Source organism: Rhodoferax sp. GW822-FHT02A01 (genome assembly GCF_038784515.1).
GTDB lineage: Bacteria > Pseudomonadota > Gammaproteobacteria > Burkholderiales > Burkholderiaceae_C > Allorhodoferax.
On the sequence record NZ_CP152376.1, the window covers coordinates 2,689,757 to 2,714,044 of the forward strand.

General features: G+C 63.7%; 25 protein-coding genes. 13 read left to right on the top strand and 12 right to left on the bottom strand.

Annotated features, from left to right (window positions below):
- Positions 1-2: 2 nt before the first annotated feature.
- Positions 3-929 (bottom strand): histone deacetylase family protein, encoded by a 927-nt coding sequence (locus tag AAGF34_RS12680; RefSeq protein WP_342620964.1) that lies wholly within the window; start codon positions 927-929, stop codon positions 3-5.
- A 193-nt stretch (positions 930-1,122) separates the two neighbouring features.
- On the opposite strand from AAGF34_RS12680, the gene AAGF34_RS12685 reads away from it, so the two are divergent.
- The gene (locus AAGF34_RS12685; RefSeq protein WP_342620965.1) at positions 1,123-4,449 is read left to right on the top strand and encodes an error-prone DNA polymerase; all 3,327 of its coding nucleotides are present in this window, start codon (positions 1,123-1,125) and stop codon (positions 4,447-4,449) included.
- Here AAGF34_RS12685 and AAGF34_RS12690 read toward each other — a convergent pair.
- From AAGF34_RS12690 to AAGF34_RS12710, 5 genes are all read right to left on the bottom strand, one after another.
- Complete coding sequence (locus AAGF34_RS12690) at positions 4,446-5,687, bottom strand: hypothetical protein (RefSeq protein WP_342620966.1); 1,242 nt, start codon at positions 5,685-5,687, stop codon at positions 4,446-4,448. The genes AAGF34_RS12685 and AAGF34_RS12690 overlap by 4 nt on opposite strands.
- Positions 5,688-5,707: 20 nt before the next feature.
- A complete protein-coding gene (locus tag AAGF34_RS12695) occupies positions 5,708-6,454 on the bottom strand; it encodes a hypothetical protein (protein WP_342620967.1) in 747 nt (248 codons plus the stop codon).
- A 106-nt stretch (positions 6,455-6,560) separates the two neighbouring features.
- Complete coding sequence (locus AAGF34_RS12700; RefSeq protein WP_342620968.1) at positions 6,561-7,139, bottom strand: hypothetical protein; 579 nt, start codon at positions 7,137-7,139, stop codon at positions 6,561-6,563.
- Between the two features lie 4 nt (positions 7,140-7,143).
- Positions 7,144-7,431: a DnaJ domain-containing protein gene (locus tag AAGF34_RS12705; RefSeq protein WP_342620969.1), complete on the bottom strand. Its 288-nt coding sequence runs from the start codon at positions 7,429-7,431 to the stop codon at positions 7,144-7,146.
- A 110-nt stretch (positions 7,432-7,541) separates the two neighbouring features.
- The gene (locus AAGF34_RS12710; protein WP_342620970.1) at positions 7,542-8,531 is read right to left on the bottom strand and encodes a zinc-dependent alcohol dehydrogenase family protein; all 990 of its coding nucleotides are present in this window, start codon (positions 8,529-8,531) and stop codon (positions 7,542-7,544) included.
- Positions 8,532-8,629: 98 nt separating this feature from the next.
- On the opposite strand from AAGF34_RS12710, the gene AAGF34_RS12715 reads away from it, so the two are divergent.
- Genes AAGF34_RS12715 through AAGF34_RS12725 form a run of 3 tightly spaced genes read left to right on the top strand, consistent with a single transcriptional unit; the run spans position 8,630 to position 10,637 of the window.
- Positions 8,630-9,190, top strand: coding sequence for a LysR family transcriptional regulator (locus tag AAGF34_RS12715; RefSeq protein WP_342620971.1), 561 nt, complete (start codon positions 8,630-8,632; stop codon positions 9,188-9,190).
- Entirely contained in the window at positions 9,150-9,905 is a 756-nt protein-coding gene (locus AAGF34_RS12720) for a hypothetical protein (protein ID WP_342620972.1), read from the top strand. Before AAGF34_RS12715 ends, AAGF34_RS12720 begins: the two co-directional genes overlap by 41 nt.
- Before the next feature lie 54 nt (positions 9,906-9,959).
- Positions 9,960-10,637 carry a nitroreductase gene (locus AAGF34_RS12725; RefSeq protein WP_342620973.1) on the top strand — a complete coding sequence of 226 codons (678 nt, stop codon included), beginning with the start codon at positions 9,960-9,962 and terminating at the stop codon, positions 10,635-10,637.
- A gap of 9 nt (positions 10,638-10,646) precedes the next feature.
- On the opposite strand, the gene AAGF34_RS12730 is transcribed toward AAGF34_RS12725, so the two are convergent.
- From AAGF34_RS12730 to AAGF34_RS12750, 5 genes are read right to left on the bottom strand one after another with little or no spacing between them, the layout of a single operon-like run.
- Positions 10,647-11,801: a thiolase family protein gene (locus tag AAGF34_RS12730; protein ID WP_342620974.1), complete on the bottom strand. Its 1,155-nt coding sequence runs from the start codon at positions 11,799-11,801 to the stop codon at positions 10,647-10,649.
- Positions 11,780-13,225 carry an AMP-binding protein gene (locus AAGF34_RS12735; RefSeq protein WP_342620975.1) on the bottom strand — a complete coding sequence of 482 codons (1,446 nt, stop codon included), beginning with the start codon at positions 13,223-13,225 and terminating at the stop codon, positions 11,780-11,782. Before AAGF34_RS12735 ends, AAGF34_RS12730 begins: the two co-directional genes overlap by 22 nt.
- Positions 13,222-13,791, bottom strand: coding sequence for a biotin transporter BioY (locus AAGF34_RS12740; RefSeq protein ID WP_342620976.1), 570 nt, complete (start codon positions 13,789-13,791; stop codon positions 13,222-13,224). The genes AAGF34_RS12735 and AAGF34_RS12740 overlap by 4 nt, the downstream gene beginning before the upstream one ends.
- A gap of 35 nt (positions 13,792-13,826) precedes the next feature.
- A complete protein-coding gene (locus tag AAGF34_RS12745) occupies positions 13,827-14,420 on the bottom strand; it encodes a CbiQ family ECF transporter T component (RefSeq protein ID WP_342620977.1) in 594 nt (197 codons plus the stop codon).
- 11 nt (positions 14,421-14,431) lie between these two features.
- On the bottom strand, positions 14,432-15,196 hold the full coding sequence (locus AAGF34_RS12750) for an ABC transporter ATP-binding protein (protein ID WP_342620978.1): 765 nt from the start codon (positions 15,194-15,196) through the stop codon (positions 14,432-14,434).
- Positions 15,197-15,299: 103 nt separating this feature from the next.
- Here AAGF34_RS12750 and AAGF34_RS12755 point away from each other — a divergent pair, with 103 nt between their 5' ends.
- Positions 15,300-15,527: a DUF2789 domain-containing protein gene (locus AAGF34_RS12755; protein ID WP_342620979.1), complete on the top strand. Its 228-nt coding sequence runs from the start codon at positions 15,300-15,302 to the stop codon at positions 15,525-15,527.
- Positions 15,528-15,541: 14 nt separating this feature from the next.
- Here AAGF34_RS12755 and AAGF34_RS12760 read toward each other — a convergent pair whose 3' ends face one another.
- The gene (locus AAGF34_RS12760; RefSeq protein WP_342620980.1) at positions 15,542-16,447 is read right to left on the bottom strand and encodes a LysR family transcriptional regulator; all 906 of its coding nucleotides are present in this window, start codon (positions 16,445-16,447) and stop codon (positions 15,542-15,544) included.
- A 112-nt stretch (positions 16,448-16,559) separates the two neighbouring features.
- Between AAGF34_RS12760 and AAGF34_RS12765 the strand changes: the two genes are divergently transcribed.
- From AAGF34_RS12765 to AAGF34_RS12800, 8 genes are all read left to right on the top strand, one after another.
- Positions 16,560-17,201 (top strand): NAD(P)-dependent oxidoreductase, encoded by a 642-nt coding sequence (locus AAGF34_RS12765; protein WP_342620981.1) that lies wholly within the window; start codon positions 16,560-16,562, stop codon positions 17,199-17,201.
- A gap of 93 nt (positions 17,202-17,294) precedes the next feature.
- Positions 17,295-18,995: an allophanate hydrolase gene (gene atzF, locus AAGF34_RS12770; protein WP_342620982.1), complete on the top strand. Its 1,701-nt coding sequence runs from the start codon at positions 17,295-17,297 to the stop codon at positions 18,993-18,995.
- A 12-nt stretch (positions 18,996-19,007) separates the two neighbouring features.
- A complete protein-coding gene (locus tag AAGF34_RS12775; protein ID WP_342620983.1) occupies positions 19,008-19,235 on the top strand; it encodes a DUF4089 domain-containing protein in 228 nt (75 codons plus the stop codon).
- Positions 19,232-20,629 (top strand): AtzE family amidohydrolase, encoded by a 1,398-nt coding sequence (locus AAGF34_RS12780; protein ID WP_342620984.1) that lies wholly within the window; start codon positions 19,232-19,234, stop codon positions 20,627-20,629. Before AAGF34_RS12775 ends, AAGF34_RS12780 begins: the two co-directional genes overlap by 4 nt.
- 1 nt (position 20,630) lies before the next feature.
- The gene (gene hpxZ / locus AAGF34_RS12785; protein WP_342620985.1) at positions 20,631-21,008 is read left to right on the top strand and encodes an oxalurate catabolism protein HpxZ; all 378 of its coding nucleotides are present in this window, start codon (positions 20,631-20,633) and stop codon (positions 21,006-21,008) included.
- A gap of 104 nt (positions 21,009-21,112) precedes the next feature.
- Positions 21,113-22,231 carry a BMP family ABC transporter substrate-binding protein gene (locus AAGF34_RS12790; RefSeq protein WP_342620986.1) on the top strand — a complete coding sequence of 373 codons (1,119 nt, stop codon included), beginning with the start codon at positions 21,113-21,115 and terminating at the stop codon, positions 22,229-22,231.
- Positions 22,232-22,262: 31 nt separating this feature from the next.
- Positions 22,263-23,366, top strand: coding sequence for an ABC transporter permease (locus tag AAGF34_RS12795; RefSeq protein WP_342620987.1), 1,104 nt, complete (start codon positions 22,263-22,265; stop codon positions 23,364-23,366).
- Positions 23,363-24,283, top strand: coding sequence for an ABC transporter permease (locus tag AAGF34_RS12800; protein ID WP_342620988.1), 921 nt, complete (start codon positions 23,363-23,365; stop codon positions 24,281-24,283). The genes AAGF34_RS12795 and AAGF34_RS12800 overlap by 4 nt, the downstream gene beginning before the upstream one ends.
- Positions 24,284-24,288: the final 5 nt, after the last annotated feature.

A 24,288-nucleotide genomic window follows, 5' to 3' on the forward strand; every position in this document is an offset into this window, starting at 1 on the left:
TCTCAATCAGCGCCTATAAGAACTTTGACGTGTGCCGTGGCACTGCGTGCCAGCGGGCTCAAGACATAGCCTCCTTCAAGGCAGGAAATAACGCGTCCCTGGCAATGGCGCTGGGCCACGGACATGAGTTGCTTGGTCACCCATTCGTAGTCGGCTTCCACCAGACCCAGGTTGCCCATGTCGTCTTCGCGGTGACCGTCGAAGCCGGCGGAGATGTAGATCAGCTGGGGTTTGAAGGCATCCAGCGCGGGTATCCAGTGGGTGGTCACGGCTTCGCGGAACTTGTCGGAGCCCGAGCGCGGTGGCAGCCCGATGTTGACCATGTTGTGGGCCGTGCTGTTCTCGCCCGAGAAGGGGTAGAGCCCGGTCTCGAAGATCGAGCACATCAGCACCTTGGGGTTGTTCTGCAGGATGTCTTCGCTGCCGTTGCCATGGTGCACGTCAAAGTCGATCAGCGCCACGCGCTCCAGGCCGTGGTGTTCGATGGCGTGCAGCACACCTACGGCCACGTTGTTGAAGAAGCAGAACCCCATGGCCGCGCCGCGTTCGGCATGGTGGCCGGGTGGGCGTACCGAGCAAAACGCGCTGGGCACTTCGCCCGACAGCACCAGATCGGTGGCTTGCACCGCAGCACCCGCAGCGCGCAGTGCGGCCAGGGCGGTATAGGGGTTCATGCTGGTGTCCGGATCGACGCGGTGGTAGCCCTCCTCGGGCGCCGAGTTGAGGATGGTGTGGATGTAGTTCGGCGTGTGGGCGCGCGCTAGCTGCGCCTCGGTGGCCAGGGGCGCGTCGTAGCTGTGCATGTAATCCAGCAGGCCTTTGGTGAGCAACATGTCATTGATGGCCCCCAGACGTTCCGGGCATTCCGGGTGCCCCGCGCCCATTTCATGGCGTGTGCAGTCGACGTGCGTGATGTAGGCGGATAGCAAGGCAAATCTCCTGATGACTGCTGGCGCTTGAGGTGCTGTTGCGGAGTCTAGGCCAGTCTTGGTTTTGGGGAATTGACGCACATCATCAAGAAGTGCGCCTTCGAGCGTCGCTCCCCAAATTGACAAAGCCCTGACAGCGGCTTGTTTGACGTGGGGCAGGGGTTTGCGGATACTGTGTATAAATACAGTATTTATGCCGTCCGCCGCCTCCCCATTCCCCGCCTACGCCGAGCTGCATTGCCTCTCCAGCTTCAGCTTCCAGCGCGGCGCCTCGCAGCCGGAGGAGCTGGTCCAGCGCGCCCGCGCGCTGGGCTACCAGGCGTTGGCCATCACGGACGAATGCTCGGTTGCTGGCGTGGTGCGCGCGTATGAGGAGGCGCGGCAGCTGGGCGTGCACCTTGTGCTGGGCGCCGAATTCCGGGTGCAGTTGCCAGGTGGTGGTGTGTTCACGCTGGTGGCGCTGGTGCACAACCTGCAGGGCTGGGGTAATTTGTGTGCGTTCATCACACATGCCCGCATGGCGGCGGCCAAGGGGCGGTACCGCGTGACCTGGGCCGATGTGCAGCAGCAGTCCCTGGCTGATTGCGAAATCCTGCTGACCGGGCTGGATGCCTTGACCATGGAATCGGCCTATGCGGTGTGCAGCGGCGTACGCACACTCTACGGGGCCAACACCTGGCTGGCGGTATCGCACCGCCTGTGTGGTGACGATGCCTTGCGCCAGTACCGCGTAGAGCAGCTCGCCCGGCTCACAGACCTGCCGCTGGTTGCCACCGGCCATGTGCACATGCATGTGCGTTCGCGCAAGCCCTTGCACGACGTGCTGACCGCGGTGCGCGTGGGGCTGCCGGTGGCGCAGTGTGGCTTTGAACTGCAGGCCAACGCCGAGTTGCATATGCGCAGTCGTGCGCGGTTGGCGGCGCTCTTTCCCCCGGAACTGCTGGCGGCCACGCTGCAGATTGCGGCGCGCTGCACCTTCACCCTGCAGGAGCTGCGCTACCAGTACCCCATGGAGGCTGTGTTGCCCGGTCACACTCCGGCCCAGACCTTGCGCCAGTACACCGAAGAGGGTGCGCGCGAGCGCTTTGCAGGAGGGGTTCCTGAGGATGTGCGCAGGCAGATGGAGCACGAGCTGGCCCTGATCGCCGAGAAGTCCTACGAGATGTACTTTCTCACCGTCCACGACCTGGTGCGCTTTGCCCGCAGCCGGGGCATCCTGTGCCAGGGGCGGGGGTCGGCGGCCAATTCGGTAGTGTGCTACTGCCTGAGGGTGACCGAGGTGGACCCCTCGCGCATGAAGATGCTGTTCGAGCGCTTCATCAGCCGCGAGCGTGACGAGCCGCCCGACATTGACGTGGACTTTGAACACCAGCGCCGCGAGGAGGTCATCCAGTACATCTACGAAAAGTATGGCCGCGACCGCGCCGCCATCACCGCGGTGGTGGCCCACTACCGCCCGCGCAGTGCCTTGCGCGATGTGGGCCGCGCACTGGAAATCCCGGAGGTGCTGATCAACGCCATGGCCAAGGAGCATCCGGGCATGTACAGCCGTGAGTTGCTGGTGGAGCGGCTGCAGAGTGCCATTGAAAGAGCGGGTTCTTCGGGTTCTGCGGATACCACCGATTCAAGGAGCCTGGAGGGTGGGGCGCTCAGCGCAGGTAAAGGAGGAGCCTGCAAAGCGGGCGGGGGACACGGAGCTGAGCACCCCACCCTCCAGGCTCCGGGCGCGGGGGATGGTTTCATGATTCCCCCTCCACGCCGTTTGCAACTCTGGCTTAGCCTGGCCAGCGAACTGCAGCGTTTTCCGCGGCACCTGAGCCAGCACGTGGGCGGTTTTGTGCTCACGCAGGGGCCTTTGACGCGGCTGGTGCCGGTGGAGAACGCGTCCATGAAAAACCGCAGCGTCATCCAGTGGGACAAGGACGATCTGGATGCCGTGGGTCTGCTGAAGGTGGATGTGCTGGCCCTGGGCATGCTCAGCGCCATACGCCGCTGCCTGCAGCTGATTGGGCAGACGCGCGGCAGCCCGAAGTGCATGCAGGACATTCCCGCCGAAGACCCGGCGGTGTACGCCATGATCAGCCGCGCCGACACGATTGGCGTGTTCCAGATCGAGAGCCGCGCGCAGATGAGCATGCTGCCGCGCCTGCGGCCCCAAGAGTTTTATGACCTGGTGGTGGAGGTGGCCATCGTGCGGCCTGGGCCCATACAGGGGGGTATGGTGCATCCGTACCTGAAGGCACGGGCCCGCGAAGGGGAGCAAAAGTCCGAGTTCCCCCAGCTTGATGAAGCGCTTAGTCGCACCAAGGGGGTCCCCATTTTCCAGGAGCAGGTGATGCAGATCGCCATGCTGGCCGCGGGCTTTACCGCCGGCGAGGCGGACCAGTTGCGCCGCTCCATGGCGGCCTGGAAGCGCAAGGGCGGTGTGCACAAGTTCTATGACCGGCTGGTGGGGGGCATGGAGGACAGGGGGTATCCGCGGGAATACGCCGAGCGCCTGTTCAAGCAGATTGAAGGGTTCGGGGAGTACGGTTTCCCCGAGAGCCATGCGGCCAGTTTTGCGCTGCTGGTCTATGCGAGCAGCTGGCTCAAGTGGTATGAGCCCGCCTGCTTTCTGGCCGCCTTGCTCAACAGCCAGCCGCTGGGCTTCTACGGCCCGGCCCAACTGGTGCAGGACGCGCAGCGCCACGGTGTGCAGGTGCGCGCGGCCGATGTGGTGCGCAGCGATTGGGACTGCACCCTGGAGGCCTGCGAGCCGGATGCGCCTGCAGCGCGCAATCGCGCCGAAGGCGTGCCGGAGCAGCCTGCCGTGCGATTGGGCCTGCGCATGGTCAAGGGGCTTTCAGAAAAGGTGGCCGAGCGCATCAGCCAGCAGCGGCAGCAGGCACCTTTTGCGAATACGCAAGACATGGCCTTGCGCTGCCAGCTGGATGTAGCCGACCTGCGCGCGCTGGCCAGTGCAGACGCCCTGCAAAGCCTGAGCGGCCACCGCCGCCAGCAGGTGTGGGACGCCTCCGCCCTGCGTGCCGCGCCAGTCCTGCTGCAAGGCGTGCCGATTGAAGAAGCGGCGCTGCAACTGCAGGCCGCCGAAGAGGGCGAGGAGGTGGTGTTTGACTACGCCGCAGTGGGCCTTACGCTGCGCACCCATCCGGTGGCCTTGCTGCGCGAGCAGTTGCGTGCCATGCGGCTGTTAACCGCCGAGCAGATGCGCTTCTACCCCAGCGGCCGCCTGGTGCGCGCCTGCGGCATCGTTACCGCTCGGCAGCAGCCGCAGACCGCCAAGGGCGTGGTCTTCGTCACCTTGGAAGACGAAACCGGCAGCGTCAACGTGATTGTCTGGAAGGCGGTGAAAGAAAGCTTTCGCGATGTGATCTATCACGCTCGCCTGATGGCGGTGTACGGCGTGTGGCAACGTGACGATGAGAGCGGCGGCGAGGTGCGCCACGTGGTGGCCAAGCGGCTGGTGGACCTGACGCACCTGCTGGGGGAACTGAGTACGGTGAGTCGGGACTTCCATTAGCCCGGCGCGATATTGCAGTCCCGCCGCAACAGCGCCATGGCGTCATGCAGCTCGTAGTCATGGTCGCTCAGCAGGCGGCCTTGCGCGTCTTCCAGGAAGTCCTGCCACATCTGCAGGTAGTCGTTCTGGAACTCGGCGGGCGCATTGCCCAGGATGTACTGCGTCACCAGTTCGGGCTTGAGGCCGGACTTGCGGATCTTGCGTACCAGAGCCGCTGCGGCTTTGGGAGTCAACAGGGTCTTGTGGGCGCTGCCTGCGGCAATGCTGAGGAACAGCGTGAGCAGGGAGCTGTCATCGCTGTGTCCGCCGGTGGCCTTGTTCCAGGCGGCAGAGGCAGCACGGTCGAAGTCATCCACTTCGCTCAAGGCGTCTTCCACCCAGAAGTAGCGACCCATGAAGGCCGGCGTCTGGTCAAACAGCTTGCGCGCGGGCAAGGTGCTGTCCAATATCTTGGGCATGTCCGAGACGATGCTTTTGCGCACACCGTCCACCACTGCCTTGAATTCGGCAGGCAGCTCCTTGGGGAGGGGGATGGACAGGCTGGTGACCTTGGAGGCAGCCGCCTTCTTGCGCAGCGCGGCTATTGTTTTCTGGAAGGTCACCCAGTCTGGGAAACGTGTCTGCCGGGTGGCCATCGCCAGCAGCGCGGTGCGTATCACCGCCTCGGCATCACGGCCCGCGTCTTCCAGTTCCTCGGCGTCCATGTCCAGTTGCTCGGCAAACCACAGCGCGGCCTGGATGACCTGGGCCACCTGCTGGCGCTTGGCCAGTTCGGACTGGTAGTCGGCCAGACTGCGCAAGGACCATTTGGCCAGTTGCGGGATGTGATCGTCGGTGAAGCCGCCGTGCTCGTTCATGCCAAAGTGGCTGCTTTGTGGCATGGCGATCAACGCCTTAAGCATGTCCGAGGCGTTCTTGGAGCGCGACAGAAAGCTGTTGTCACGCAGTGTCTCGGCCGCCTTGCGCAGGTCCCCGCCACTGCTGAGCTCCAGGCTCAGGCTGACCAGGTTGACGATGCGGTCGCGCGCCTTTTCCAGCTCCGGGCGCAGGAACTCGCTGCCGAAGTAGCGCGCAATCTGCACCATGCCCTTGGGCGCGTCGGTCTGAATGGCGTCGAGCTTGGCCTGGTCGATGAGGCCGTGCTGCAGGCCGTAGACCAGCACCTTCTCGAAGAAGGGGCGGGCATCAAACAGCGCAACGTGCTGGACTGCGGGGGTGGCGCCTTGGTCGTCGGACATGGTGTGCTGGTGCCCCTGCATCAAATGGCCGACTCTTCATCACCTTCCAGCGCAGCCGGTGTGGCCTTGCCGCGATCGGTATCGCTGGTCTCCACCTTGCCATCATCTTCTTCGGCCTCAGTTTCATCGCCCAGGCCCAGATCGTGTGCACGGGCCTTGGCGCGCAGCACCAGCAGCATTTCCACGAACAGGTCGGGGCAGTCGTGGCGCAGCAGCCAAGCCATCTGCATCCAGTCCTGGTCGGCGACCTCGTCCTCTTCGACGCGCGGCTTGATGTAGGCATTGGCGAGCAGGGCCGTCTCTGACAGGATGTCGCCATCATCTTCCACGGCATCAAAAGTGCCGCTACGCGCAAAGGCCTCGATGCGGCTCCACTTCTCGGTGAAGTAGTCGGCCAGCGCTTCGGAGCCGCCTTCGAGGTCGCCGATGGCGTTGAGAAACTCCACCGGGTCGGAGTCTTCGCGGAAGATGATGGAGTTCATCATGCCGCGCAGGTGGGTGCGGCTCAGGTCCTTGTACTGTTTCTCGATGACCACGGCACGCGCAAACTGCTCGGGCGTGACCAGCAGGTTGATGACCGATTCCTTGGAGTTGTCGTACTCGCGAATCACCGCCAGGATGTCCTTGGGCGGCAACTGCTCTAGCACCACCATCAGGGCGCGGTCGCCTTCGGTATCGGCCAGCTCCACCAGCGCCGCTTCGGCGGCCACGATGTCACCCGCTGCGATCAGGCTTTGGGTTTTTTGGATCAGGGCAAGCGCATTCATATATTCGTCCTCTTCAGTACATTAAGCCAGCACCGGGCCGCCCCAAGCTGGCTTGCGGCCCCTCTGGGGGACAGGAAGCCACACGCAGTGGGCGACCGTGGGGGCCTTATTCTTTTCGGTCAAAGCCTTGCTCGGCCAGCCAGTCGTTGCCGGCGTCCTCGCGGGCCTGTGCATCGGCTTCTTCCTCGTCGTGGTCTTCGGTGTGGTTGTCGTCGTGGCGTTCTTCACGGCGCGCATCGTGGTCTTCGGCACCGTCTTCGTCCTGGTCTTCCAGTTGCGCCCGCTCGGACGCCGACAGCGGTTTGTGCTGCATGTACTCCAGCGCGCTGGCGATGGTCATGAACCATTCGCCCATGGGTTCCTTCAAAATGGTTTGCACGGTCTCTTGCGCCCAGGGGGCGACATCCACCGTGCCACTGATGCTGTCCCAGTCCGGCAGGTCATCCGCATCCTGCGCCACCAGATGGTCCATGGCGGCGGGGCTGGCAAAGCGCAGTGCCTGGTGCAAGACCACAGCGACCATCTCCGGGCTGAGTTCCATCATCTGGACCAGAAAGCCCAGCTCGCGTCGCTTCTCAGCCAGGCGTTTTTTGAGCACGTCGTGCCCTTCGGAGTCGGAGCGCAGATCATCCAGTTCGGCCTGGTAGGCGGAGCGCAGGTTGTGGAAAAAGGGAGAGATGTTCATGGTGTCAGCGCGCCGTTTGGCGCAGGGGTTCAAAGTAGGCCTGCCAGATGTCGCGTGCCGTCTCGGCCGGGTTGTCCAGCAGATTGCGGCGGCGGTTGTCGTCGTAGGCCTGGCGCTTGGCATCGTCCGACAGCACCTCATAGGCCTCCTGCACGGCGCGAAAGCGTGCCGGTGCATCCGCATCCGTATTGCGGTCTGGGTGGTACTGCGACGCCTTCTGGCGAAAGGCCTTCTTGACGTCGGCCCGCGTCGCAGAGCTGGTCAGGCCCAGGGCGGTGTAGTGGTCTTTCATGCGGCAGCGGGTGGAGGTTTGGGGGAACGGCCTGCGTTCAGGAGGAGCTTGCCCAGCGGGCAGGCAAGGCCGTATTTTAGTTCCCGTGACTGAGGTGCACCCGGTCTTTGCTATTCAGAGACCGTTATCACCACTTTGCCATTGGCTTGACCCGAGCGAACCCACTCATGTGCCGTGTCTGCGTCATGGAGCCAGAATGGATGGTCATCCAGGCGTGGAGATACCTTTCCTGCTTCCACCAACTTTGTCACTTCCGAGAGGATATTCCCGTGTGCTTCTCTGCCTTGCCCCGTAAGAAGGGGGCGCAAGGTAAACACGCCGGCATACCGCGCAGAACGGAACGATAGAGGTGCCAGGGAGTGAGTCCCCCAGCCCAGGGAGCTTGTTACGGTTCCAAAAGTTCTGACAGCCTGAAAGGCGGTGTCCAAGGAACCTACACAGTCATAGACAACATCGAAACCTTTTCCGGATGTGTATTGTTCGGCGAAGTGGCTGACAGGTGTTTCCCGGTTGATCGGAGTGGCGCCAATGGAGCGCAAATACCCAGCAGAGTCTGCGCTGTCAAGGCCGTAGGTTTCTGCGCCGCGCGCCTTTGCCAATTGAAGTGCCATGTGACCCACGCCACCAGCCGCACCGATCACAAGGACCTTGTCCCCGGCTTTAACGTTGGCTATGTCCACAATGCCTTCCCAAGCGGTAATGGCAACCAACGGCATGGCTGCGGCTTGCCGCATCGAAAGATTCCGAGGCATTTTGGCCAGGAGGCGGGCGTCGACGCTGGCGTACTCTGCCATTGAGCCTTGAACACCGCCCACTCCACCGGCCATGGCCCACACCCGGTCGCCCACGGAGAAATTGCGGACCCCTTCTCCGACTTGATGGACTTCGCCAGCCAAGTCCATTCCCAAAATGGCTGGGAACGGATGTTGCGCATGTGCGGCGGAGCCTGCCCGGATCTTGATATCCAGGGGATTTACGCCACTGGCGCGGATTTTGACGACAACTTCCCCAGACCCGGCGTTGGGCAGAGGCAGTTCAATGTGTTTGAGGGCGGCGTTTGGTGTGTCTACTTGCAATGCACGCATGGTTTGGACTGACATTTGGTATCTCCAGTTGATTGAAGAAGCGAATGTAGGCTAGCAAAATTAGTATGGGAATCCATATTCGCGTAATGTTTCCATGCAAAAATGCATGACTTATGGACTGGGATAATCTTCGAGTTTTCATGACCATTGCGCGGGAGGGAACGCTGGGGGCAGCTGCGCGCGCGTTGGGTCAAACACAACCTACCATGGGTCGACGGCTCAAGTCCTTGGAAAAAACGGTGGGTCACGTACTCTTCCAACGCACGCAATTCGGTTTTGTTCCAACCGATGAAGGCCAAGCGCTTCTGTTGCGCGCAGAAAGAATGGAGGCGGAGGCAATCGCCGCAGAGCGCGAATTGTCTGGAGCGGAGGCATTGCTGTCCGGTTTGCTCAGGGTGTCCTGCTCCGACTGGTTTGGAAATTTGCTGTTGACCCCGGTGATTGCCGAATTCTCTCAGCTGTATCCCGGGATCGTGGTTGAACTGTTGACGGAGCCGCGCCTGTATAGCCTTCCGCACAGGGAGGCCGATTGTGTGATGCGAATTCTTCCATTTCAGGACCCTGACGTAGTCAGCAGAAAACTGCTGCAGACCGAATACGCGGTGTACGGAGTACCTGATAAATGGAACAGCCATGCGAAGGGCGGTGCTGGATGCCGCTTGGGGTCAGCATGATCCTGCTGTGCGATCCAACGCCCTGGCCGCCTTGTGTGACCCTGACGGCTTGTTGGGTGATGTACGCGATGTGCTTGTCAGCAGCAGTACGGCCTTTCGTCTGAGTGTGCGTGATGTGGAGCGTGCCTTTGCCTTCCCGCGTCCACCCTATGCGCTGGACCCGGACGGCGTCAAACGCCAACTGGCAGACTTGTTCACGCGGGGAGACGCCAGCCTGCATGCCTTGCTGCATTGTGGCCAGTGCGTGCAGGGCATTGACCGATGGAGCAAAGCTTCGTTGCATGAAGATGCACCTGATCTGGGGGCGTTGCTGCGGCTGCTGTCTTCACTGGCTTCCTTTGCCGACGCGCCGGAGCGCGGCGTCAAGACTTACGCAGACGAAGTCCGACAAGAAGATGCACACAAGCTTGCAGCTTCAGGAATGTCCGGTGCGCAAGACGCAGCATTGCTGTTCAGTGATCACGGCGCATCCGAACGTGACACGCGATCAGTCGCCATGACCCTACCTCTGCAAACGCAGGGCTATGTTGCCCAAGAGCGGGAACAAATTCGTGTGCTCCTGCAGCAAGTGCGCGCATGGATTGAACACCATGAACCGAGCAGCCCCGTCGCCATTCTCATCAAGCAAGCGGACCGTATGTGGGGCAAACGCTTCTCAGAGGTTGCAACCATGATTCCGCCCGATCTGATGCAGGCATGGGACAGAGACGATTAGGCGTGACCGTGGGGCAGATAATGGGGGTTGCCCCATTTTCCTTTTCGACCCTTTGTGACGCCGCCTGCTCCCTTCCACACTCTCGTCAACTCCCGCCGCTCCATCCGCGCCTTCCAGCCCACCCCCGTGGCCGATGACGTGCTGCGCGACGTGTTGCAGAGCGCGCGTCAGGCGCCCAGCGGGGCAAACCTGCAGCCCGGCATGTTCTACGCGGTGCAGGGCGCGGTGCGTGCTGTGCTGTGTGATGACCTGGTGCAGGCATTCCGTGCGGGGCAGCAGGAGGTGGAGGACTACGCGTACTTTCCCAAGCCCATGCCTTCGGTGCTCAGGCGCCGGCAGGTGGCGGCGGCGCGGGCGTTGTATGGCGCGTTGCAGATCGAGCGGGATGACAGGGCCGGGCGGGACCAGCAGTTTGAGCGCAACTTCCGTTTCTTCGATGCGCCGGTGGCGCTGGTGGTGACGATTGACCGCGACTTTGGCAGCGGCGGTTACATGGACCTGGGCATGGCGCTGTACGGCCTGATGCTGGCGGCGCATGCGCGTGGGTTGGCAACGTGTGCGGTGGGTGCTCTGGCGTCTTACCCCAGCCTGATTCGCCGCCACCTGGGTCTGGATGACAAGAGTGTGGTGGTGTGCGGCATGGCCCTGGGCTATGCGGATGAAGACGCGCCGGTGAACCGCACCGTCACCACACGCTGCGCGCTGGACGAATACTTCCGCGTGATTGGCTGACCCGGAAAATTACAGCCATTGCACCACGGTGGCCGCGCCAATGCCACCGGCACCGGCCACCGCAGCCAGCCCGAGCGCACCCGCAGCTTCGTCCTGCTGCAGGTCGGCCAGCAGGCGCACCAGTGCAATCGCGCCCGATGCGCCAATGGGGTGGCCGCGCGCCATGCCGCCGCCACGGCGGTTGATCAGCTGCGGGTCCAGGCCTAGGCCTTGGCAAAAGCGCAAGCCCTGTACCGCAAACGCATCGTGCAACTCCACCACGCGCAGCGCGCTGGCCGCTTGCACGCCAGCGCGTTGCATGGCGATCTCTGTTGCAGCCTGCGCGGCCAACAGCGGCGTTGCGGGGTCGCCCCCCACAAAGGCTGATGCCAGCCACGCGGCCTGCGGCGTGATGCTCAGCTCTTGGCACGCATCCTCGGTGGCCAGCAGCACCAGTGCCGCGCCATCGGCCTTGGCCGATACCGCCAGCGTGCTCATGGCCCAGTCGTCGGGCACATCGCCCTTGATGGCTAGGGGCATGCGCGCAGCGCGTTCGGGTGTGATGGCGCGCACGTAGGCGTCGTGGTCCAGGCCCAGCACCGGCACGATTTCTGCGGCCATGGATGCTTGGTGATGCAGCGCGCGCTGGTGGCTGTGCACTGCATAAGCGTCTTGCTGCACGCGGGTGAAGCCATGCTGTCGCGCATAGGCAGCGGCGGACTCCAACAGGTCCGGGTCGCGCGCCGGGTCGGGCGCAAAGGCGGGGCGCTCATAGGGCACGGCGGGCGCGCCCACATGTAGGGGGCGCGTCTGCCGTATCGGTGCGCGGCTCCAGGCCTCCACACCCCCGGCGATGACCACGCGTGCCTGACCCGAGGCCAGCAGGCCCACGGCCATGGCGACTGCATCCAGACCCGCGCAGCATTGCGTGTCTACCGACAAGGCCGCGCAACGGTCGGGCAGGCCGGCGGCCAATGCCACCATGCGTGCCGGGTTGCCACCCGCGCCCAGCGCATTGCCCAACACCACAGCATCTACGGCCTGCGGGCCTACGCCTGCGCGCTGCAGCAGTGCCCGCAGTACCGGCGCTGCGATCTCATGCGGCTGCAGCGTACGAAAGGCTCCGCCATGCGGCGCCACCGCGCTGCGAGCCCAGGCCGCAATCAGTGCAGTGTGTGCAGGCATGGCAGACCTTGTGGTGGGGTGGTGGATGCATTGCTGTGCAGATGCGCTTGCAGGCTTTGGCCCAGTTTGCGGTGGTCCGTCTTGCCACCGGCGGTCAACGGCCAGTCGGTGCAGACGAAGACCTTGCGCGGTGCCTTGTAGGCCTCCAGCGTGCGCTTGCACCAGGCGCTGATGTCCAGTGCCGTGGGCAACGCGGTCGATGCGCCGGGCACCCAGCGGATGACGGCCACCACCAGCGCACCGCGCCGCGCATCGTCCACGCCGTGCACTGAGGCTGCGGCAATGGCTGCGTGCGATTCCAGCACCGCCTCCAGCTCTTCGGCAAACAGGTTCTTGCCCTGCGTGACGATCATGCGGTTCTGCCGACCGGCCAGGCTGAGAAAACCGTGCGCATCCAGTCGGCCCAGGTCGCGCACCGAAAGCCATTCGCCATCGCGCAACGCGGCGGTGTCGTCGGCGGTGCCAAAGTAGTCCATGAACACCATGGGGCTGTGCACATAGATCATGCCCACGCCGTCGTCGTCGGCCTCGCGTATCTGCAACTGCACATTGCTGAACGGGCGGCCCACCACGGCGGGCGATGCGTTGTCGTCGCTGTCCATCCAGGCGATGAAGCTGGTCTCGGACGCGCCATAGAACTCGATGATGCGGGCCTTGGGAAACAGCGCACGCAGCTCGGCCGTGCGGCTGCGCATCCAGCGCGCGCCGCTGATCATGATGAGGCGCACCGCGTCAATGGGTGCGAGCTTGCGGTGCCGCGCCACGTCCAGCATCAGGATGAGCTGGCTGGGCGCGGTGATCATGCTGGGCGTGTCGCCCTGGCGCAGGATGTCCAGCGCGGCTGCTGCCGAAAACTTCTCCTGCACCACCACGCCCGCGCCGGTCCACAGGCCCAGCAACATGCCAAACAGAAACAGCGAATGCGAGTCGCGCCCCGGTGCCAGGATGCGCGTGCCCGCGTCGGGTCCGAAGTCTTGCAGACACACCCGAAAGCTCTCCACCCAGGATCGGTGGTTGCGCCTGAAACCCTTGGGGACGCCGGTGCTGCCGGAGGTAAAGCCCACGTAGAACGCGGAGTCGGGCTGCGCGCTTGACATGTCGCAGCCTTGTTGCGGGATGGCGGCCTGCACGTTGTGCAAGACGGCTGCAGTCCAGTCCGGGTCGGCCACTGCGGCACAGCGGCCGCTGGCCACAATGCCCAAAAAGTCCACCAGCCGCTGCGGCAAGTCCTGCGCCGGGTCCACCATGACGGTGGCCGGTGCGTGGGTGTGTGTGAGGTGCTGTGCGCGCTGCGTGACTGCGGCGTGCAAGGCGGCAAAGCTCAGGGTCTGTGTGCCGCAGGCAATGGCAACTGCATCGCCACGGGAGCGTGCCCATTCCTCCAAAGGCGCATGCACCAGCCCCGAGGCTTGCGCCGCATTCATTTCAGCGCACGACCCCCGAATTGCCAATCGGGCACGCCACGTGCCACGGTATGGACCACGATGGCGCACACCGCGCACTTGATCAGGTCACCGGGCACGAACACCAGCGTGCCCAGCAGCGCCTGCATCCAGCTCAGCTTGGCGATGATCACCAGACCCGTCACGCCAAAGGCATGTACCACCAGCAGACCACCCAAGGCCGATGCGGTAAATGCACTGCCGGCTGCGCGGTTGGGCGTGCTGCGTGGCAGGTTGGACATGATCCAGCCAGTGACCAGCGCACCAAAAGGCCAGCTGATCAGGTACCCGGCAGAAGGCGCCATGAACACGCCCAGGCCACCGCGTCCGCCCGACAGCAGAGGCAGGCCCAGTGCGACGGCCAACAGGAACAGCAGCATGGACTGCAGCGCGCGTTTGGGGCCGAGCATGCAGCCGGCCAGCATCACGCCCAGCGTCTGCAAGGTGATGGGAACGCCCAGCGGCAGATCGATTTTGGGAATCAGGCCGAACACAGCGAGCAGTGCGGCAAACAGGGCCACCAGGGCCAGGGAGCGGGATGATTTCATAAACGACTTTTTTGTAGTGGGTTCAGGAAAGGGCGTCACTCGCCCAAGCGTAATTCGAGTGTATCCGCCAGGCGCCGGGCTGAAACCAGCATGTGGATGGTTAGAGGCGCCAGCAGGCGCAGGCCACCGGCCTTGCCCGTGCGCACGCGGTGCGCATCGTCCAGGCGCTTCCACACGACGAAGAAGTGTTCGGTAAACCGCAGCATCATGGCCAGCAGCAAGGCCAGCCGCTCGGTCTTGACACCCAGGCGTTGCAGTGGCGACAGCAGCAGTTCCAGCACGTTGAGCAAGTCGCCACTGCGGGTGGTGAGCGTGAGCGCAATGCCCAGCAGGGACGCGCTGAACAGGCGCAGCGTGCTCACCACACCCACCTGCACCTGGTGCATGAAGCCATGGAACGCCAGGATCAGTGCGCAGGCCAGCAGCAAAGACAGCAGCAGCTTGCGCGCCGGTGCCACGGCGCGGCCCAATGACGCAAACATCACGGCGCACAGTGCGGTCCCCCAGCCCAGGACGGTGAGGTTGTCCACGCCGTATTGCAGCGTGCCCAGCAACGCGAACAGAAACAGCTTCCAGCCAGCGGGGACGCTGTGCAGCCAGGTGCGGTGTTCGCTGTAAAGGCTTCCCATGGTGTGCTCGGTTACTGGATGGTGACGGCTTGGGACGCGACGCGTTGCTTCACGCCTGCTTCGTAGGCGGCGCACACCTGTTGGCCTGGCCCGTCATCGCGGACCTGGCCTTTGTCCAGCCAGATCACGCGCTCAAAGCCGCGCACATGGTCCAGCAGATGGGTGGAGACGATCACCTGCTGCGGCGTGCGTGCTATGTCCGCCTCCAGCAGCGCCTGGCCCGGCAGATCCAGGCTGGCAAAGGGTTCATCGAGCAGCAGCAGTTCGGGCGAGGCAATCATCAGCGACAGCCAGCACACATGCTGGCGCTGGCCCTGGCTCAGGCTGCCGATGGTGCGGCTGGCCCAGGACTCCAGCCCACGGGATTGCAGAAAGACCCGGGCTTGGGCAATGGCGTCGCGCCGTGCCACACCGCGGGGGCTCAGGCCTAGCGCCAGTTCTTCTTCCACGGTGGGGAAGATGATCTGTTCATCCGGGTTCTGGAACATCATGCCCACCAGGCCGGGGCGCTTGCTGCTGACCTGGCTGGCCTGCAGCCCGCGCACCTGCACGCTGCCGGACTGCGGCACATCCAGCCCGCACAGCATGCGAAACAGGCTGCTCTTGCCCGAACCGTTGTCGCCGATCAGGCCAATGCGCTCGGTATCGAGTTGCAAGTTCAGCCCGGAAAACACCGGCGTATTGCCGCGTGTCAGGCTGACGTTGGTGATCTGCAAGCGCGGCAATCCCGGTGCTGCGGCGTTGGAGGAAGAGGGTGTGAAGTTAGACGAAGGCACCCGGCGATTTTGATGCAACTTTGCTCCAAGCCCTGGCCGCAAGCGTGCACATGCGGTTTGCGGGATCATTGGGGTTACTTGAAACCCAAACGGAAGAATCCCCATGGACACCAGCAAACACCATATCGCCCAACTGTTCGAGCAACTGGGGCTGCCCTCGTCACCAGCGGAAATCGATGCCTTTGTCGCCCGCCATCGCCTGCCCGAAGGCGTTTCCCTGTGCAAGGCGCCGTTCTGGAGTCCGGCACAGGCCCAGTTTCTGGCACAGGCCCTGGCCGACGACTCGGACTGGGCAGAAGCCGCCGACGCGCTGGCCGTGCGCCTGAGCTGAGGCGCCAACCGGCATCAAGCCGCAGGCACTGGCGTCAGGTTGCCGATGTAGTGGGCCAACAGGCTCATGGCATGGCGCACTTTGGCGGGTTGCTCGCCACGTCGGGGCGTGATGGCATGGACCTCGAAGTCCGGCAGTTTCCAGTCGGGCAGCAGGGGCACCAGCCGGCCGTCGGCAATGGCGCGACGCTCATCTTCACTGACCATCAGGCTGATGCCCCAACCGGCAACGCAGAGTGCATGCAGGGTTGTGACTTGTGAAGCCTGAACCCTTCCGCTCACCTTGACGCTCACCTGTTCGTTGCGGGGGCCGGTCCATAACAGGGTGGTGTTTGCAACGCCCATGGGGCGCACGCCAAGCCAGGCATGGTGCTCCAGGTCTTTCGGATGTTGCGGCCAGCCATAGGTCGCGAGGTAGGACGGCGCCGCGCAAAGCTGTACAGGTATGGCGCCCAGCCGCCGCGCGACCAAGCTGGAGTCGGCAAGGTTACCCACCCGCAATGCGATGTCGATGCGCTCCTCGACCAAATCCATCACGGTGTCATCCAGCAGCAGGCTCAGGCTCAGCTTGGGGTAGTCGCGCAAGGGGTACAGGGCCCGCGCCAGCAGGCCGCCAAACCCGATGGGGGCGGTGATGCGCAAATCGCCTTCGGGTTCATCACGGTGGTGTGCCAGGGCCTGTTCGGCCGATCGCGCTGCGTTCACCATGGCAGCACAGCCTTCGAAATAGCGCGCGCCGGCCTCGGTAAGGGTGAGCTTGCGCGTAGTCCGGTGCAGCAGTGCCAGGCCCAGGGCCCCTTCCAGTGCACGCAAATGCTGGCTCACCGCCGAAGGTGTCATGCCCAGTTTGCGCGCGGCGGCGGTCAGCGACCCGGCCGTCACCACTTCGGCAAACAGGGCCATGCGTTTGTATTGCTCCATGGGACGCCTTGAATTGTTTAGTTGTACTTCATTGTGTTAACGGATTATGGGATCTAGTCGGCAGTTTATGAAGGTCGCACACTATGGACTTGATTCAACCAGGAGTATTCACATGAAGATTGCATTGATTGGTACGGGCTACGTTGGTACCCCGTTGTTGGCGGAACTCAGCAGCCGCGGCCACCAGGTCACGGTGCTGGCACGCACCCCCTCCAAGGTCGCCGCGCAGCCCGGCGTGACCGTGGTGAAGGCGGACGTGCTGGACCCAGCGCAAGTCACCCAAGCCGTTGCAGGCCATGACGCGGTCATCAGCGCCTACAACCCGGGCTGGACAGAGCCCCGCATCCATGACCTCTTCCTGCAGGGCACACAGGCCATCTTTGCGGGCGTCAAACAGGCGGGCGTCAAGCGGCTACTGGTCGTGGGCGGTGCGGGCAGTCTGTTTGTTGCACCCGGTGTGCAGCTGGTGGACACGCCTCCGTTCCCTGCGGAATACAAGCAAGGTGCACTGGCAGCGCGCGAAGCGCTGAACCTGATTCAAAAGGAAACCAGCCTGGACTGGACCTTTCTTTCGCCCCCGATCCTGCTGACGCCCGGCGAGCGTACCGGCAAGTACCGCGTCGGTGCCGATAGCCCGCTGCCCGGAGTTGGCGATGCACCCTCAGGCATTTCGGTGCAGGACCTTGCCGTGGCCATCGTGGACGAGATGGAAAAGCCGCAACATATCCAGAAGCGGTTCACGGTCGCCAACTAGGCGAGCCTGAACAAAAGGAGTGCCTCAGGGCGCTCTTTTTTTGTGGCACAAGTTTTGCGATGCATCTTTGGATACAAGATTGGATGCTTCAAAATGGTGCAACAAAATCTGAACGATGCAGGGTCTCACCCAGTGGATGCGGGCAATGCCTGGATACGCAGGGCGGCGCCCGAAATAGCAATTGGCGGATCGGGCCCCCTGCAGGGCCTGCGCTTTGCCGCCAAGGACAACATTGATGTAGCGGGGCTTGCGACCACTGCGGCCTGCGCCGAGTTCTCGTATCTGCCAACCGAACACGCCACCGTGGTGTCCAAGCTTTTGTGGTCGGGGGCGACGGTTGCGGGCAAGACCAATCTGGACCAATTCGCCTGCGGCCTGAACGGAACCCGTTCGCCATACGGCGCAGTGCCCAATGCCTTTGACCCGGCCTATGTGTCCGGCGGCTCCAGTTCGGGTTCTGCCTATGTGGTGGCCACAGGCCAGGTGCACTTTTCCTTGGGAACCGACACGGCGGGGTCGGGGCGGGTGCCGGCCGGGTTGAACAACATCGTAGGTCTGAAACCTACCAAGGGCCTGATCAGCACCTTTGGTCTGGTGCCTGCAGCGCAGAGTGTGGACTGCATATCCATCTTTGCCACGACCGTGGGGCTGGCGGCGCGCGTGCTGGAGGCCGCCATGGGTTACGACGCAAAAGACCCGTATTCCCGCAAGCTGCAACTCAAAAGTACCGCGCTGCCGGCGGCGTTCCGGTTTGGCGTGCCGGACGTGCTGGAGTTTTGCGGGGATGTGCTGGCCGAGCAGGCGTTTGGCCGCGCCGTGCAGCGCATGACCGAGCTGGGCGGCACGCCCGTCACCATCCCCTTTGCGCCGTTGGCGCAGGCCGCCTCCTTGCTCTATGAGAGTGCCCTGGTGGCCGAGCGCTATGCCGCCATACGCCGTTTTTTCGATGCAAACGAGGAGCACGTGGTGGAGCCGGTGCGCAGCATCATTGGCAAGGGCCGCAGTTACGACGCGGCCGATGTCTATGCCGCGCAAACCCGTTTGCGTGCGCTGGGTCAGCAGGCCGATGCCATGTGGGACCGCATCGATGTGCTGCTGGTGCCCACCGCGCCCACGCACTACACCATTGCGCAGATGCTGGCCGATCCGGTGGCACTGAACCGCAACCTCGGGGCCTATACCAATTTCGTCAATCTACTGGACTACGCGGCACTGGCCGTGCCCAGCGAAATGCGCCCGGATGGTTTGCCCTTTGGCATCACCCTGGTGGGCCCGTGCGCCAGCGACTGGCAACTGGCCGAACTGGGGCAGCGTTACCACCATGCCACCGGCCTCCTGCAAGGAGCCTTGCAAACCCCGCTGCCACCGCCCCTGAAGATTGTCGGTATCAGCGGGACCGATTCGGTGCGCGTGGCCGTTGTCGGTGCGCATCTCTCGGGCATGCCGCTCAACGGCCAGCTGACCCAGCGCAATGCCCGGCTGCTGGCAGCCACACGCACCGCTGCCGACTACAAGCTGTATGCCTTGCCCGGCACCGTCCCGCCCAAGCCGGGCCTGTTGCGGGTTGCTCCGGGAGCTGGAAGCCGCATCGCCGTGGAGGTGTGGGAAATGCCGCTGGCCAACCTTGGCTCTTTTGTTGCTTTGATACCGGAGCCACTGGGAATAGGAACGCTGCGTCTGGAAGATGGCAGCACGGTACAAGGCTTTATCTGCGAACCGTATGCGCTGGAAGGCGCGTTGGATATTTCTGCTTTCGGTGGTTGGCGCAACTACCTTGCGTCCTTGAAGCCCTGAAAGGAGATGTCCATGAATGACGGGGATGTAGTGGCCTATGTGCAGGCCTCGGCCAAATTCCTGGCCCTGCCGCTGGATGATGCGCGCGCCTACGCCGTGGCCAAGCACCTGAGCCGCACGGCGCAGCTCGCCCGGCAACTGGAGGACTTTCCTCTGGCCTTGGAAGACGAGATTTGCGAAATCTTCTCGCCCGCACCGTTTCCCGCGGCCACGGACGGCTCCGACCAGGGGACGCCATGACGCTGCAAAGGCCGGATGCCGCCCGCATGGCGCGCAGCGTTGCGCAGGGGTATGTCAGCGCACGCGAACTGCTGGAGACCTGCGTTCAGCGCATAGAGGCAACGGACGCCCGTATCAACGCCTTCGCGGTGCGCACGCTGGAGCGCGCCAGAAAGGAAGCCGACGCGGTGGACGCGCGACGCGCAGCCGGCGAGATTCTGCCGGCCCTGGCCGGCGTGCCCTATGCCGTCAAGAACCTGTTTGACGTGCAGGGTGAAGTCACACTGGCTGGCTCCAAGGTCAACCGTAGCCACGCGCCTGCGCGGCAGGATGCATTTCTGGTGCAGCAAATGCACAAGGCCGGTGCGATTCTGGTGGGCGCGCTCAATATGGACGAGTACGCCTACGGCTTCACCACCGAGAACAGCCACTACGGCGCAACCCACAACCCGCACGATCTGCAGCGCACTGCCGGCGGTTCCTCCGGTGGTTCGGGCGCCGCCGTAGCGGCAGGGCAGGTGCCGATTGCGCTGGCTTCCGACACCAACGGCTCCATCCGCGTGCCCTCGTCCTTTTGCGGCGTGTGGGGGCTCAAGCCCACGTTCGGGCGCCTTTCGCGCCATGGCACCTATCCGTTTGTGCAAAGCATTGACCACCTGGGGCCGCTGGCCGATTCGGTGGAAAGCCTGGCGCTTTCCTACGACGCCTTGCAGGGACCCGACCCGCGCGACCCGGCCAGTCGGGCCGAGCGCGTGCAGCCCACGTTCTCATCGCTGGGGCAAGGTGTGCAGGGGCTGCGCATTGGCAGCCTGGGCGGTTACTTTGAAGACTTGGCGACAGCGCCAGCACGCCAGGTTGCCGCGCTGGCGGCCAGTGTGCTGCGTGCCACGCCGGGCGTGGTCTGGCCGGAGCCGGCACTGGCGCGCTCCGCTGCCTTCATCACCACCGCCAGCGAAGGTGGACGCCTGCATCTGGCAGATTTGAAAAAGCAGATGGCGGACTTCGAGCCGCTGTCGGTGGACCGCTTCATCGCTGGTGCCCTGCAGCCTGCTGCCTGGTATCTGCGCGCCCAGCAGTTCCGACGGGTCTACCGGGACCGGGTGAATGCCTTGTTTGCCGACTGGGACGTGCTGCTGGCACCGGCCACGCCCTTGAGCGCGCCCTTGCTGGGCGCCGAGTGGATAGAGATCAACGGACAGCAGTACCCCTGCCGACCCTCCATTGGTCTGCTGTCCCAGCCGATTTCGTTTTCAGGTTGCCCGGTGGTCACGGCACCGATGTGGCCGGGCGGCACCGGCGGCATGCCCATTGGTGTGCAGATCATCACCGCGCCCTGGCGTGAAGACCTGGCCCTGCGCGTCGCGCAGGTGCTGCAGGACGCGGGCGTGGCCCATCTCAAACAAGTGAAGCTCTGACATGGATATCAACATTCCCGAAGTGCTGCGTGAGGTCGAACAGGTCAGCGCGCGTTACGAGCAAGCCCTGGTCAGCAATGATGTGGCGGTGCTGGACGAACTGTTCTGGGACAGCCCGCACACCCTGCGTTACGGCGTGGGTGAGAACCTCTATGGCTACCAGGCGATACAGGCCTTTCGCGCGGCACGTCCGGCAGCCGGTCTTGCGCGCGCCAACCTGCGTACCGTCATCACCACCTACGGGCACGACTTCGCCACGGTGAACATCGAATTCCAGCGCACCGGCGCCAGCCGCAGCGGACGCCAGAGCCAGACCTGGATGCGCACAGGCGCAGGCTGGAAAGTGGTGAGCGCGCATGTGAGTCTGCTGGAAGGTTGAAGTATTTCCGGCATGGAATTTGCACACCATCTTGTATCCAAGAAGATATTCCCCTCGACCGCACCTTTTTGGACAACTTTCAACTCTGCAAAGGAAGTACGAACATGGATCTGAATAACACCAATCGCCGCGATTCACTCAAGACCCTTGCCGCTCTAGGCGCTGCAAGCACCTTGGGTTCTTGGAGCACCGGTGCGCTGGCACAAAAGCCCATCACCATCGGCGTGATCTACGTGGGTGCCAAGGACGACTACGGCTACAACCAGGCGCAGGCGCAGGCCGCCGCAGAAATCAAGAAGCTGCCCGGCGTGAAAGTGGTGGAAGAAGAGAACGTGCCCGAAACCGCCGCCGTGCAAAAGACCATGACCGGCATGATTGCGCAGGACGGCGCCTCGGTGTTGTTCCCCACCTCGTTCGGCTACTTTGATCCCCACATCCTGGCATTGGCTGCCAAGTACCCTGATGTGCGCTTTGCCCATTGCGGCGGCATGTGGACCGAAGGCAAGCACCCCAAGAACGTGGGCAGCTACTTCGGCTACATCGACGAGTGCCAGTACCTCAACGGCGTGATTGCCGGCCACATGAGTAAGAGCGGCAAGATCGGCTTCGTGGCGGCCAAGCCGATTCCGCAGGTGCTGCGCAACATCAACTCCTTCCTGATGGGCGCGCGCTCGGTCAAGCCCGGCATCACCTGCAGCGTGATCTTCACCGGCGACTGGTCCATGGCCGTGAAGGAGGCCGAAGCCACCAACAGCCTGTGCGACCAGGGCGCCGACGTCATCACCATGCACGTGGACGGCCCCAAGGTCATCGTGGAAACGGCGGCCAAGCGCGGCAAGTTCGTTTGCGGCTACCACGCTTCGCAGGCCAAGCTGGCGCCCAATGCCTACCTCACCGGTGCCGAGTGGAACTGGCTGACCGCCTACAAGGCCGTGGTGGAAGCCGCACAGACTGGCAAGCCGCATCCCAACTTCATCCGTGGTGGCTTGAAGGAAGGCTACGTGAAGATGTCGCCCTACGGCTCCATGGTGACCGACGCGGCCAAGAAGCAGGCTGACGACGTCAAGGCCAAGATGGTTGCCGGCAAGTTCGACATCTTCAAGGGCCCCATCAAGGACAACAAGGGCAATGTGGTGGTGCCTGCTGGCAAGACCTTTGTCCAGACCGATCTGGAACTGGAAAAGATGAACTACCTCGTGGAAGGCGTGGTGGGCTCCATCTAGTTCAACCAACCCTGCATCGACTGGAGCCGCCGTGCGCGAATCTCTCAAGGACATTCTGTTGCCGATCCTGGCCATCGCCGCGGCACTGCTGGTGTTTGGTGGCTTTGTCGCGCTGTCGGGCGTGAATCCGGTCGATGTGTGGGTGATCCTGTTCAAGGGCGCGTTTGGCGACTGGTTCTCCTGGCAGAACACGCTGCAACGCGCGGCACCGCTGATGCTCACCGCGCTGTGTGTGGTGATACCGGCCCGCGCCGGGCTGGTGGTGATTGGCGGGGAGGGGGCGTTGGTGTTGGGTGGTTTGGCCTGTGCAGCATTGCCTTACGCGCTGCCCGTGCCCGACAACATTGTCGGGACCTGCATGGTGTTTATGGCGGGTGCGGTAGCCGGTGCGCTGTGGATCATGCTGGTGGGGTGGCTGCGCCAGTACCGCGGCATCAACGAAACCATCAGCAGCCTGCTGCTGGCCTATATCGCCATCGGTCTGTTCAAGCATCTGGTGGAGGGTATGCTGCGTGACCCGGCCAGCCTGAACAAGCCGTCCACCTATGCTTTGAGCGAAGGCATACGCATTGGCGGCATTGGCGGCTCGGACGTGCACTGGGGCCTGGTGCTGGGCGTCATCGCCTGCCTAGCCTGCGGCCTTTGGTTGCGCCAGACAACATCGGGTTTTGCGGTGCGTGTGGTCGGCGGCAATCCACGCACTGCGCAACTGGTTGGCCTGCCAGCCAGCAAGCTGGTGCTGCTGGCTTGCGCGGTAGGTGGCGCATCGGCAGGACTTGCCGGCGCAGTGGAAGTAGCCGCAGTGCACACCAATGCCAACGCCTCGCTGATTGCCGGCTACGGCTATGCGGGCATTCTGGTGGCCTTCATCTCGCGGCAGAGCCCGTTTGCGGTGATTCCGGTGGCCATTCTGTTTGGTGGCTTTGGTGCTGCCGGCAGCCTGTTGCAGCGTCGCCTGAGTCTGCCGGACGCGTCGGTGCAGGTGCTGCAGGGCATTGCCTTTGTGCTGATCTTAGCCAGCGAAGCGCTGCGCGACATGGATTGGAAAACCATCATCAGCTTGCCGCTGTCGCGCTTCAGCGGGGCAGCTCCCGCAGCGGCCACGAGCACCAGCAACGAGGGCAAGACTGTATGACCACCGATATGTGGATTTCTTTGCTGGCGGGCATTGGCGGTGGCGCCCTGCGCGTGGGCGTGCCGTTTCTCTTCGTGAGCCTGGGGGAGTGCTTGACCGAAAAGTCGGGCCGCATCAACTTGGGGCTGGAGGGCGTGCTGGTGCTGGCGGCCATGGCTGCCTTTGGGGGTGCCTACCTGAGCGGCAATGCCTGGATCGGCGTGCTGGCTGGCGCGGTGGCAGGCGGACTTCTGGCCTCGTTGCACGGCGCCCTGTGTTCGCTGCCGCGTGTCAATGACGTGGCCACCGGCATTGCGCTGATGCTGCTGGGCACCGGGCTGGCCTTCTATCTGGGCAAGCCGCTGATCCAGCCGCAGGCGCCGCAGATTCCGGCCATCGAGCTGGGCAACTGGAGCGACTCTTCCTCGGTGCGCGCCGCACTGCAGATCAACGCCCTGCTGCCGGTGGGCATCGCCATTGCCGTGTTGCTGTGGTGGGGCTTTGCACGCACCCGCTTTGGCCTGCTCATCCGCCTGGCCGGCGACTCCGCCAATGCAGCGCGTGCGCTGGGCTATTCGGTCAACACCATTCGTCTGGTGGCCACCACGCTGGGCGGCATGATCGCGGGGCTGGGCGGCGCGTCGCTCACCCTGTTCTACCCCGGCAGCTGGAACGAAGGCATCTCCAGCGGTCAGGGCCTGATTGCGGTGGCGCTGGTGATCTTTGCGCGCTGGAGCCCGCTGCGCTGCCTGGGCGCGGCAGCCCTGTTCGGCGGTGCGGGGGCCATTGGCCCGGCTTTCCAGTCGGTGGGCATCAGCTGGGGCTACCACCTCTTCAACACCGTGCCCTATGTGCTCACGCTGCTGATTCTGGTCATCACCTGCAAGCCCGGCAGTGTGGCCGTGGGCAGCCCGGGCGAACTCTCCTCCACACGCTAAAGGTT